Origin of the sequence: Pseudomonas sp. B26(2017) (assembly GCF_002113045.1) — a bacterium.
In the GTDB taxonomy this organism is placed as follows: domain Bacteria; phylum Pseudomonadota; class Gammaproteobacteria; order Pseudomonadales; family Pseudomonadaceae; genus Aquipseudomonas.
This window is the reverse complement of the sequence record NZ_NEJJ01000021.1, coordinates 72,916-85,323: the sequence shown is the minus strand read 5'-3', so window position 1 is coordinate 85,323 and position 12,408 is coordinate 72,916. Positions and strand designations below refer to the sequence as shown.

Sequence of the window (12,408 nt, the reverse complement as noted above, 5' to 3'; positions counted from 1 at the left end):
ACACAGCGTAGCTTATTACCGGGATTCGCCGCGTTCACGGGCAATGGCGCGGTAGCCAATGTCGGTGCGGTAGAAGCAGCCTTCCCAGTCGATGGCCTTGGCCAGTTTGTAGGCCTGCTCCTGGGCGGCACCGACGCTGGCGCCCATGGCGGTGGCGCACAGCACCCGCCCACCGGCCGTCACCACGTTGCCGTCCTTGAGCGCGGTACCGGCGTGGAAGACCTTGCCTTCCAGTGCGGCGGCTGCGTCCAGACCGTTGATCGGTGCGCCCTTGGCGTAGTCGCCCGGGTAACCGCCGGCGGCCAGCACGATGCCGACGCTCGGACGTGGATCCCACTGCGCTTCAACCTTGTCCAGCGCCTGAGCCAGTGCCGCTTCGACCAGCAGCACCAGGCTCGATTGCAGACGCAGCATCACCGGCTGGGTTTCCGGGTCGCCGAAGCGGCAGTTGAACTCGATGACCTTCGGATTGCCGGCCTTGTCGATCATCAGACCGGCGTACAGGAAACCGGTGTAGACGTTGCCTTCATCGGCCATGCCGCGCACGGTTGGCCAGATCACCTGGTCCATCACGCGCTGGTGCACGTCGGCGGTAACCACCGGAGCAGGGGAGTAGGCACCCATGCCGCCGGTGTTCGGGCCGCTGTCGCCGTCGCCGACGCGTTTGTGGTCCTGGCTGGTGGCCATCGGCAGGACGTTCTTGCCGTCGACCATGACGATGAAACTGGCTTCTTCGCCGTCGAGGAATTCTTCGATGACGACACGTGAGCCGGCATCGCCAAAGGAGTTGCCGGCGAGCATGTCACGCACGGCGTCTTCGGCTTCGGCCAGGGTCATGGCAACGATCACGCCTTTACCGGCGGCCAGGCCGTCGGCCTTGATCACGATCGGTGCGCCTTTTTCACGCAGATAAGCCAGCGCCGGCTCGATCTCGGTGAAGTTCTGGTAGTCGGCGGTCGGGATTTTGTGGCGCGCGAGGAAGTCCTTGGTGAAGGCTTTGGAGCCTTCCAGCTGCGCGGCACCGGCGGTCGGACCGAAGCAGTCCAGGCCACGAGAGCGGAACAGGTCGACGACGCCGGCCACCAGCGGCACTTCCGGACCGACGATGGTCAGGGAAACGTTTTTCTCGGCAAAGTCAGCAAGCTGCTCAAGGGCCAGCACGTCGATCGCGACGTTTTCGCACTTGGCTTCAATCGCGGTGCCGGCGTTGCCCGGCGCGACGAAAACTTTCTGCACACGCGGATCCTGAGCCACTTTCCAGGCCAGTGCGTGTTCGCGGCCACCGCTGCCAATGATCAAAACATTCATTTCAAAAACCTCGGATGACGCTAATTCTGTTGAGCGCCGCTGGGGCGCTTTTCTGTGGGAGCGAGCTTGCTCGCGAAAGCGGATTTTCAGTCACATCTGAATTGAATGTGCCGCCGTCTTCGCGAGCAAGCTCGCTCCCACAGTGGATCGTGTACTTAGTGGCGGAAGTGGCGCATGCCGGTGAATACCATAGCGATGCCGGCTTCGTCGGCAGCAGCAATCACTTCAGCATCACGCATCGAACCACCCGGCTGGATCACCGCCGTGATACCGACCTTGGCCGCATTGTCCAGGCCGTCGCGGAACGGGAAGAACGCATCGGATGCCATCACCGAACCGGCCACTTGCAGACCGGCGTGCTCAGCCTTGATCGCAGCGATACGTGCCGAGTTCACGCGGCTCATCTGGCCAGCGCCGACACCGATGGTCTGACGGTTCTTGGCGTAGACGATGGCGTTGGATTTGACGAACTTGGCCACTTTCCAGGCGAAGATCAGGTCATTGATTTCCTGCTCGGTCGGGGCGCGCTTGGTCACCACTTTCAGGTCGTCGGCGCCGATCATGCCGATGTCGCGGCTCTGTACCAGCAGGCCGCCGTTGACGCGCTTGTAGTCCCAGGCCGGAACGCGATCGGCGGACCACTGGCCGCAGGCCAGCAGACGCACGTTGGCCTTGGCGGCGACGATGGCGCGGGCTTCTTCGCTGACGCTCGGGGCGATGATCACTTCAACGAACTGACGCTCGACGATTGCCTTGGCGGTCTCGGCATCCAGTTCACGGTTGAAGGCGATGATGCCGCCGAACGCCGATTCGGTGTCAGTGGCGTAGGCCAGTTCGTAGGCCTGACGGATACCGCCTTCGGCTTCCGGGCTTACGGCCACGCCGCACGGGTTGGCGTGCTTGACGATCACGCAGGCCGGTTTGACGAAGCTCTTCACGCATTCCAGCGCGGCGTCGGTGTCGGCCACGTTGTTGTACGACAGTTCTTTGCCTTGCAGTTGGGTGGCGGTGGCAATGCCGACTTCGGCAGGCTTGCCCTCAACGTAGAACGCCGCGCTCTGGTGCGGGTTCTCGCCGTAGCGCATTTCCTGGGCCTTGATGAACTGGCTGTTGAAGGTGCGCGGGAATTCGCTGCGGTCTTCGGTGCTCAGGGTGTCGGCAGCCTGGTTCACGGTGCCCATGTAGTTAGCGATCATGCCGTCGTAGGCGGCGGTGTGTTCGAACGCCTTGAGCATCAGGTCAAAACGCTGAGCGTAGGTCAGGCCACCGGCCTTGAGGTTTTCCAGAACGTTGGCGTAGTCGCTGGCATTCACCACGATGGCCACGTCTTTATGGTTTTTCGCCGCCGAACGGACCATGGTCGGGCCGCCAATGTCGATGTTCTCGATGGCGGTCGGCAGGTCGCAGCCTGGCTTGCTGATGGTGGCTTCGAACGGGTACAGGTTGACGGCTACCAGGTCGATCGGCTTGATGCCGTGCTCGTTCATGATCGCGTCGTCGATACCGCGACGACCGAGGATCCCGCCGTGGATTTTCGGGTGCAGGGTTTTCACCCGACCGTCCATCATCTCTGCGAAACCGGTGTAATCCGCGACTTCCACTGCGGCCACGCCGTTGTCCTGCAGCAGTTTGAAGGTCCCGCCGGTGGAAAGGATTTCCACGCCCAGGGCTTCCAGCTCCCTGGCGAATTCGAGGATCCCGGTCTTGTCGGAAACACTGATCAAGGCGCGGCGGATCGGCAGGCGGGTAGTCTGGTCGGTCATCTCAATTTCCATCAAAAGCAAGGGAAGTCAGCAAAAAAGGCGACCGGTTTTACGCGGGCGCCTTTCAGGTTTGATTGAATGCTTACAGCAGATCGTACTGCTTGAGTTTCTTGCGCAGCGTGCCGCGGTTCAGTCCGAGCAGCTCGCTGGCCTTGGTCTGGTTGCCCTTGACGTAGTTCATCACGCTTTCGAGCAGGGGAGCCTCGACTTCGGAGAGCACCAGGTTGTACACATCCGTGACGGACGCGCCCTCAAGGTGGGCGAAATAATTGTGCAGCGCCTTCTCGACACTCCCGCGAAGGGTCTGGCCTTCTTCGCTCGGGGTATTGAGGTGCTGTTTCAAATTCACGTTGTCGCTCACGGGTGTTGTTCCACTCACTAAAGTCTCGGTCATCATCGTCATGCGGCCACCCCTTCTCCGTCCCCTGCCAGGCTCTTGTAACGTTCGGCGAAGAACTCCCGAACGTTGGCGCATTGTGTTTCCGTACCATCCAAACGATTGAAGTGGGCGCGAAATTCCCTGGCGCCCGGCAAGGTTGCGAGATACCAGCCCACATGCTTGCGGGCAATTCGCACACCCATCACGTCCCCATAGAAGGCGTGAAGGGCGGCCAGATGCTCAAGCAGAATGCGTTCCACCTCGATCAGCTCCGGCGCCGGCAGTTTTTCGCCGGTACGCAGGAAGTGTTCGATCTCGCGAAAAATCCATGGCCGCCCCTGGGCAGCCCGGCCGATCAACAGGCCATCGGCACCGGTCGCGTCGAGCACGTAACGGGCCTTTTCCGGCGATACGATGTCGCCGTTGGCAAAGACCGGAATCGACACCGCCTGCTTGATCGCGGCAATGGTGTCGTACTCGGCTTCACCGGTGTACAGGTCGGCGCGGGTGCGGCCATGCACCGCCAGTGCCGTGATCCCGGCCTGCTCGGCGATCTTCGCCACGGTCAGGCCGTTCTTGTTGTCGCGATCCCATCCGGTGCGGATCTTCAGGGTCACCGGTACATCAACTGCTGCCACAACGGCATGCAGGATTTCGGTAACCAGTGCCTCATCCTTCAACAGCGCGGAGCCGGCGGCCTTGTTGCAGACCTTCTTCGCCGGGCAACCCATGTTGATATCAATAATCTGTGCGCCCAGCTCGACGTTGGCCCGGGCCGCATCCGCCAGCATCTGCGCATCGCCACCGGCGATCTGCACCGAGCGTGGCTCGGGATCACCTTCGTGGATCATGCGCATGCGCGACTTGCGGGTGTTCCACAGGCTCATGTCACTGGTGACCATTTCCGAGACTACAAGCCCTGCGCCCAAACGCTTGCACAGCTGACGAAAGGGCTGGTCGGTGACACCCGCCATCGGGGCGAGGATCAAGCCGTTCTGCAATGTATATGGGCCGATGCGTACCGCCGACATAGGACTTCCCTGAAGTGGGGCCGGATCATGAGAGTTCGAAAAAGGGTTGGCATGATACCCGCTCTCGATGACTGGATAAAGGCTGAATTGAACAAAATCTGAACAGTTATTCTGTTATTACCGCCGGTTTGGTCGTGCGCGGCGCAGTCAGAAAACTGCCGTCAATCCGGGAACGGTGAAGCGTTTCACTCGGGTGAGTGGAAACTCAGGCTGTAGTTCACCGCTTTCGGGCCTGGATCGAGGATGTCCAGAGCGATGTGGATCGGCGTCTGCGGCGGCATTTCCGCCATGCCTTCAAGGTCGCCGTTGAGGTATTCGCCGGGTTTGAAGCGACGACTGGCGATCAGGTGCCCGTTGAGGTCGGCGAAGCGCAACTCCAGCAGCGGAAACGGCTGCGAGAACGGGGCGCGGTTGTAAATGATCGCGTCCACCACCAGCGCACCGCTGAATTCCGGGTGGCTGCGCACCACCAGGTTGCTGCTCTTGATCTTGGCGATGTCCACCTTGGACGGCACCGTGCAGCCAATTTGCGGGCATATTTGCTGGAACCAAGGCCGGTACTGATCCTGGCGGGCCAGTTCATCGAAGTGATAGGCGATGTACTGTCCGCCCAGCCCGGCGGCGGCCAGCACGATCAGCAGCAGCCAGAGCAGGCGACGGCCCCAGGGCGAGCGGCGTTTCTGCCAGTCCAGTTGCAGCGGGTCGTCGGTCAGATCCTGCAAGGCTTCGGCGCGAACACTGGATTCGACGCGTTCGCGTTTTTTGCGCGCAGGTTCGATCAGTGGCAGTTCGTCGTCGATGTCGTCGCCGGCGGACAGGCGCTCGCGGCGGGCATTCGGGTCGATCGGGTCGTGCAGGCGCAGTTGCGGAATCGGCGGTTCGTCATCGAGATCCACCGGCTCCAGCGACAGCGAAGGCTCGGTGCGCTCCGGTCTGATCGGCTCGGCCTCGACGGCTTCGGGTGCCTCTTCGACGTCTGCTGCGCGCTCATCCGCCGGTTCGCTGAACAGGCTGTCCGGCCATGTCGTATCTTCCGGTTCGTGGCTGTCGCGGCGGGCACTCAGGGCGTCTTCACGCGGGCGGCCGAACTCGGTGGTCGGCTGGATTTCCCGCTGTTCAAGGCGAGCCAGTTCTTCGTCCAGATCCAGGCTGTCCAGATCCAGCTCGGCGGCACTCCATTGCTTCTGGCTGATGGCGCGCGGTTCGGGCGTTTCGACGATGGCCGGTGGCTCGACAGGCGCCGGCTCGCTGATTAACGGCGCCACCGGCGTGACCGGCGTGACCGCTTCCTTGCCTGCATGTTGCTCCAGCAATTGCTTGGCGGCATTGAACACTTGCAGGCAGGAGCCGCAGCGAACCACCCCGCGGGCCACGCTCAACTGAGCATGGCTGACGCGGAAACTGGTTTGGCAATGCGGGCACTGGGTGACGAAGCTGTCGGTCATGCGGCGGTCCGGATTGAGCAGGCGGTCATTCTAGCGCCGACGGCCGGTGATGCGCACCCAGCCATCACGATTGGCGATCGGGTCGAGATCGAAGTCTTGCGCGTAGGCAGCGGCGACTTCGTCACCTTGTTCGGCGAGGATCCCGGACAGTGCCAGGCGCCCGCCGGATTTGACCAGGCCGGACAGTTGCGGTGCCAGGGAAACCAGCGGACCGGCGAGAATGTTGGCCACCAGTACGTCGGCTTTGACCTGCGGCAGGTCTTCCGGCAGGTACAGCGCAAACAGTTCGTCAGCGATGTTGTTGCGCCCGGCGTTGTCGCGGGACGCTTCCAGCGCCTGCACGTCGATGTCGGTGCCCACGGCTTCTTTGGCGCCGAGCAGCAGGGCGGCAATCGCCAGAATCCCCGAGCCGCAGCCGAAATCCAGCACGTTGCAGTCTTTCAGGTCCTGGCCGTCCAGCCATTCCAGGCACAGAGCGGTGGTCGGGTGAGTACCGGTACCGAACGCCAGGCCCGGATCCAGCAGCAGGTTGACCGCGTCCGGCTCCGGTGCGGCGTGCCAGCTCGGCACGATCCACAGGCGCTGACCGAAACGCATTGGCTGAAAACCATCCATCCAGCTGCGTTCCCAGTCCTGGTCTTCGATCACTTCGCTGTGATGCTCGGGCAGCGGGCTGCCGGTCAGCAGTTCCAGATGGGCCAGCACCGGTTCCGGTTCGGTACCGCCTTCGAACAGCGCCAGCAAATGGGTGTGCGACCACAGCGGCGTGGTGTTGAGTTCCGGTTCGAAGATCGGCTGATCTTCGGCGTCCATGAAGGTCACCGACACGGCGCCGACTTCGAGGAATGCGTCCTCGTAGGTTTCGGCTTGTTCCGGGGTGATGGCGAGACGGACTTGCAGCCAAGGCATGGCGGGCACCTTTGAAAATCTGTGGGGCAGCCCGAAGCTGCAAAAGCGCGCAGTTTACGCCAGGTCGCCGGCAAAGTGGACACACCGCTTGGCTGTTACACATTCGCGGCCGCGATATACCTATGTATGGCCTGAGCACTGTTGTCGGCAAATAGAGTCAGGGCTCATCTCTATGCAACAAAAGGCTGGGCGACATGGCGGATCAACAAGGGATTGTAGAAGAACTACCGGTAGCCGCTGCGTCTGCGGGGTCGGTGCAGGAGATCCTGCTGCGTATTACGCGCTGGCAGGTGATGATCGACAAGCGCTTGAACAGCCAGATGACGTTGCTCGAGGCACTGGAGCATTTCGCATTGACTGAACTGCGCAGGCATTACCCGGACGGCCATTTCGCCCCGGGTTTTGTGATTGCCCTGCTTGACGCCATTCTGCAGAAGCTTATCGACGGCCGGCCAGTCATGTTCCTGGCGCTCCAGGACGCGCCATTTCGCTGGCCGGGGGGCGCCGACCCCGGTTTGCCGTCCAGCCGTCATGAGCATGTTATCCGGACGGTGGATAGCGTTTCGCTGCATTTCCTCGACCAGTACAAAAAATACCTGCGAGAACATTGGGCGACAAAAGGGCAGGAAGTGCTGTTTGATCGTCTGGTCAAACGCAAGCTGCGGCGCTATATCAAGGACATCGAGTTGCTGTTGCACCGTGATCGACTGGCGGGCCTGACACTGGATCGATTGCGCAGCAAAATCGACCGGGTTCAGGCCCGGAGCACGCGTCGGTACCGGTTGACCGCCCTGGCAACCGGTGCAGAGAAAAAGATTCTCGAGGCGCATTCCTTCGCGCAACTGCCGTCATGGATGAAGGCGCTGAAGGAGCCGGAACGCGCCCTGTTGCGCGATTATCAGGAGCAGACTTCACTGGCCCAGGCAGCACTCGATGACCTGCTGCTGGGCTACGGCTCGTTGCGCGACTTTGCCCGCCAGCAGGCCATCGAATACATTCAGCTCAAGCTCGACATGACGGTTGAACCAGACCGGATCGACGTGCGGCTCAAATGGCGCTCGGCGGTCGGTGAGCCGACCCGCAATCGCAGCCTCAGTGATCTGCTGGCCTGCGGGCCGATCGGGCAGGACTTCGCAGCGGTACTGGAGATCAGCAGTCCTGCGCCATTGCGCAATCAGTCACTGAAGCCGACATTCGTTGCCGATATGCTGGCGATGCAGGATTACCCGGCAGACTACCTGCGAGTTCTCGCCGTGCAATATGAGCGCACAGAAGTACAAAAGGCGCTCATCGATTGGTTCGCCGCACGGCTTCGGCAGAGCGCATTCGTCGCGCGCTGCGCAGCTCATCTGTCGGATTCCGACCATGAGCGTCTGGAGCAGACGTGGTCTGGACACGCTATCAACAAACCGTTGCAAGTGGCCGCACTGACACTGCCCAACGGCATGCAATGCGCCGATCTTCTGGTGTTCTACCAGGCAGAAACCGAGCAAGTGGTGAATCACCTGGTGCTGTACGCGCCCAACAAACCGGACGGTCAGGAGTGGGTGCGGTTGCCGTCGATTGCGGCGTTGACCGGCGAAGTGTGGAGCTGGGCGCAGAGCGAATCCGGTCGTGAGTATCTGTTGCAGCAACTTTCGCCGACGGCACATCACGCTGCACGGGATTATCTTTTGGCCGCGGCGGCCAGCCCCGCTCTCTGGGGCATGCAGAGTGACCTTCGACGAGCGCCTCTGCCGTTTGCCGAATGCGTCGAAGCCGCTGCAAAAATGGGTCTGGCAAACAACCTGCAGCGGGTCGAGCAGGACAACTCGCTGCGCTGGTACACGACGCTGGGGCTCGAGGCCCGCCGGCACATCAGCAGTCTGAATCAGGAACTGATCGTTCATCAGCAGGTTTTCAACGAGCTGCTTGGCGGTTTCGAGGTTTTTGTTGATTTCGCCAAGCGCACGGTTGCCGCAGCGATCACGCCCTACATGCGCAGCAAGAACGTGCTGGAACCGGTCGATCCGGCCACCGTGTTGATCGATTACAACCCTGGCGTCGCCGACCGCAGGAAGCAGCAGGTGGCCACGCTGCTCGACCTGGCCATTCACGGCTACGATGACAACTCCGGCATCGAACATCCGAAAAAAGGCGTGCGATCGTCGGTTGGTCAGGATCTGAGCCTGGTGCGCAGCGCCGATCTGGCGCTGTTTCTTCGTCGGGCGGGGCTGGGTGAAAAATACGCCAGCGAGATCCGTGGCAAATATCTCGACCCGCGTGATGCAGCCTACGAACCGCGTCGCTTTGCCTATCGCAACGTACTGCTGTCAAAGATGGACCGTGATTTACGCGTGGCCAGAAGTCAGGCGCGATTGAGCGACGCGGTGTATTCGGCGCTGGTCCGTCAGGTCTCTCTGTTGAGCCAGGTGCCAGCACCGGGTGCGCATTTTCCCGGCGCGAGCATGGTCGAAAGTGACGGCGTGTTCAGGTTCACCGTGCGCCACCACGTCGTGCTCGGGGTTTATGTTCTGACCTCGTTCGACCCCGAGCCGTCCTGGTGGCTGTACACGCCTGACGCGCCCGACGGCGTTGTGGTGCGTGCATATCAATCACTGTTCGGCGATATCGCAGGCGCTTTGCATGACTACTTGATGGCGCGTACGCCGGTTGCCGCGCGCAGCATCGTGTCGCGCACCCTGTATGCGATTGCGGCAAAAAAACAACGGGTCGATACGCTGTACGAAGCGCAGCGCCTGATTGACGCGCGCAGCGAGTTCAATGCGTACATCGAGCGCGCGGTTACGGATGTGCAGGACATCACCACCAGCCGCGCGCAAATGATCGAACGCCAAGTGGTCAAGGGGCTGATGTTTGCAGCCGCACCGTTTTGCATGGTGTTCCCTCCGTTTGCCTTGCTGCTTGATGTAGTGTTCATTGCCGTCAGCGCCGGTCGGGCGGTCGCTGCGCATCTGGAGGGTGACGTCGATGGCGCTCTCGGCCACTGGCTGGAGGCGTCGTGGGGAGCATTGTTCGCTATGGTCGGCGCTGGCAGTGCGATCAAGTGGCTGGGCAGCGCGGCCAGAAGCCTGAAGAGCACGATGAGGCCGGTCTCGTTGTTGTCAGAGCGTCTGAATACCGTGGCTCCGCTGCGCAGGGAAGCGCTGCCGGCGACCCGAGAAGTACGCTTCCATGCCAGGCAGGCCGTCAGCAAGAAGCCCGAGGGTTTGCAAAGGGTGAGCGAAGAAGGCGTCTTTTTCGGCACCTGGCGCAGCCCGCCCAGCGCTGCACAGCCGCACCCGGCCTATTACATTCGCAACAAAGGCAAGTATTTCCTGGTCAGGGAAAATCCGCATTTCGGTGGGCTGAGCCTGGTCGATGCCCGTCGCCCGAACGCGATCTATCAGCAGCCGATACGTCTTGCTGCGGGCGGCAAGTGGGTACGCGCCAGGGTCGGACTCGCAGGTGGCAACGTGCGCGACCTTGGGCGCGTGAACAATTTGAATGATGCTTTTCCTGGAGGTGTCGAGCCGGTGCTGAACCGCGGCGCGCTGCAGGGCGAGGCCGTGGTGGCGGCTTTCCATCCCGGATCGCAAGATAACTACCTGTTTTCCCTGAATGCGCAGAGTTGCGTCATCGCCTCGCTGTATAACCCGACGACAAGAGCGGGGGCGGTCATTCATTTTGATCACAATATTCGTCCGTTGATCGAGCGAAGTGTCACGCAGGTGCTGGAGCGTCTGGGGGGAACACCGCAGAACATTCGCGCCACGCTGGTGGGTGGCGACTGGCTGTCGGCGGGCGCTGACATCGGCGGTCCGGTCAGGCGCGTGTTGCGCGAACAGGGCCTGCAGCCGACCTGGGATTACTGGTCATACTCGTCATGCCTGGGCAACAGCTATGGCGTGGTGCTGAATCTGAACAATGGAGTCTCGAGAGTGTTCAAGCATTCCTCTGGTCAGATTGGCGGGCTGTACAACCCGCTTATCGCCAGATCGACCTATGCCACGGACGGCCTCTCGATACGCGCCCGAAACTTTACGAGGCGGTTCAAGCGCAGACCGTTACATGAAAACGCAGCAGGAGTGGTGGTCGATGATGCTGGCCAGCGGGCGTCTGACACAATGGTCGAGCAGCACGCGTTCTCCACGGTAATGGTCTGATGGCTTTGTTGCAGGTATAAAAAAACCCGATCCACAGGGATCGGGTTTTTCATGCCGCTTCAGCCTTACGACTGTTTGGCCAGCTTGTGCTCGAGGTAGTGAATATTCACGCCCCCTTTGCAGAAACCTTCGTCACGGGTCAGATCACGGTGCAGAGGGATGTTGGTCTTGATCCCGTCGACCACGATTTCGTCCAGGGCATTGCGCATGCGGGCCATGGCTTCGTCGCGGGTCGCGCCGTAAGTGATCAGTTTGCCGATCAGCGAGTCGTAGTTCGGCGGAACGGCATAACCGCTGTACAGGTGCGAATCGACGCGAACGCCGTTGCCGCCTGGAGCGTGGAAATGCTTGACCGTCCCCGGGCTCGGCATGAAGGTGCGTGGGTCTTCGGCGTTGATCCGGCACTCCAGCGCGTGGCCGCGGATGACCACATCTTCCTGGCGGATCGACAGCTTGTTGCCGGCGGCAATGCTGAGCATTTCCTTGACGATGTCGACACCGGTGACCATTTCCGAAACCGGGTGCTCCACCTGAACACGGGTGTTCATTTCGATGAAGTAGAAACGACCGTTCTCGTACAGGAACTCGAAGGTGCCGGCGCCACGGTAGCCGATGTCGATGCACGCCTGGACGCAGCGGGCGAAGACTTCCTGGCGGGCCTTCTCGTCGATGCCCGGTGCCGGCGCTTCTTCGAGAACCTTCTGGTGACGGCGTTGCAGCGAGCAATCGCGGTCGCCCAGATGGATGGCGTTGCCCTGGCCGTCGGACAGAACCTGCACTTCGACGTGACGCGGGTTGGTCAGGAATTTTTCCAGATAGACCATCGGGTTGCCGAACGCCGCGCCCGCTTCGGAGCGGGTCAGTTTCGCCGAGGCGATCAGGTCTTCTTCCTTGTGCACCACGCGCATGCCGCGACCACCACCGCCGCCGGCGGCCTTGATGATCACCGGATAGCCGACTTCACGACCGATGCGCAGCGCCGTTTCCTCGTCTTCCGGCAGCGGGCCGTCGGAACCTGGAACGGTTGGCACGCCCGCTTCGATCATCGCGTGCTTGGCCGATACCTTGTCGCCCATCAGGCGAATGGTTTCGGCTTTCGGGCCGATGAAGGCGAAGCCGGAGTTCTCGACCTGCTCGGCGAAATCAGCGTTTTCCGCGAGGAAACCGTAGCCTGGGTGAATGGCGGTAGCGCCGGTCACTTCAGCGGCCGCAATGATTGCCGGGATGTGCAGGTAGGATTGCGCGGCAGAAGCCGGGCCGATGCAGACGGATTCGTCTGCCAGACCCAGGTGCATCAGCTCTTTGTCGGCCTTGGAGTAAACGGCGACGGTCTTGATGCCCATCTCTTTGCAGGCACGCAGAATCCGCAGGGCGATCTCACCGCGGTTAGCGATCAGAACTTTTTCCAACTTCGCAGTCATCAAAGGC

At 61.5% G+C, this 12,408-nt stretch carries 8 protein-coding genes; 1 reads left to right on the top strand and 7 read right to left on the bottom strand.

Annotated features, from left to right (window positions below; all coding sequences use genetic code 11):
* Window positions 1-15: 15 nt before the first annotated feature.
* The 6 genes from purD to prmA form a co-directional block, all read right to left on the bottom strand.
* On the bottom strand, window positions 16-1,308 hold the full coding sequence (gene purD, locus CAF79_RS26185) for a phosphoribosylamine--glycine ligase (protein WP_085700987.1): 1,293 nt from the start codon (window positions 1,306-1,308) through the stop codon (window positions 16-18).
* 155 nt (window positions 1,309-1,463) lie between these two features.
* A complete protein-coding gene (purH, locus tag CAF79_RS26180) occupies window positions 1,464-3,071 on the bottom strand; it encodes a bifunctional phosphoribosylaminoimidazolecarboxamide formyltransferase/IMP cyclohydrolase (RefSeq protein WP_085700986.1) in 1,608 nt (535 codons plus the stop codon).
* A gap of 82 nt (window positions 3,072-3,153) precedes the next feature.
* Window positions 3,154-3,474, bottom strand: a complete 321-nt coding sequence (gene fis, locus CAF79_RS26175; protein WP_002555375.1) for a DNA-binding transcriptional regulator Fis — start codon at window positions 3,472-3,474, stop codon at window positions 3,154-3,156.
* Entirely contained in the window at window positions 3,471-4,481 is a 1,011-nt protein-coding gene (dusB, locus tag CAF79_RS26170; protein WP_085700985.1) for a tRNA dihydrouridine synthase DusB, read from the bottom strand. The genes fis and dusB overlap by 4 nt, the downstream gene beginning before the upstream one ends.
* Before the next feature lie 185 nt (window positions 4,482-4,666).
* The gene (locus CAF79_RS26165) at window positions 4,667-5,926 is read right to left on the bottom strand and encodes a DUF3426 domain-containing protein (protein WP_085700984.1); all 1,260 of its coding nucleotides are present in this window, start codon (window positions 5,924-5,926) and stop codon (window positions 4,667-4,669) included.
* A gap of 30 nt (window positions 5,927-5,956) precedes the next feature.
* Window positions 5,957-6,835, bottom strand: coding sequence for a 50S ribosomal protein L11 methyltransferase (prmA, locus tag CAF79_RS26160; protein ID WP_085700983.1), 879 nt, complete (start codon window positions 6,833-6,835; stop codon window positions 5,957-5,959).
* Between the two features lie 194 nt (window positions 6,836-7,029).
* On the opposite strand from prmA, the gene CAF79_RS26155 reads away from it, so the two are divergent.
* A complete protein-coding gene (locus CAF79_RS26155; protein WP_085700982.1) occupies window positions 7,030-10,980 on the top strand; it encodes a type III effector 1 in 3,951 nt (1,316 codons plus the stop codon).
* Between the two features lie 65 nt (window positions 10,981-11,045).
* Here the strand turns inward: CAF79_RS26155 and accC are convergent, their stop codons facing one another.
* Entirely contained in the window at window positions 11,046-12,401 is a 1,356-nt protein-coding gene (gene accC / locus CAF79_RS26150; protein WP_085700981.1) for an acetyl-CoA carboxylase biotin carboxylase subunit, read from the bottom strand.
* Window positions 12,402-12,408: the final 7 nt, after the last annotated feature.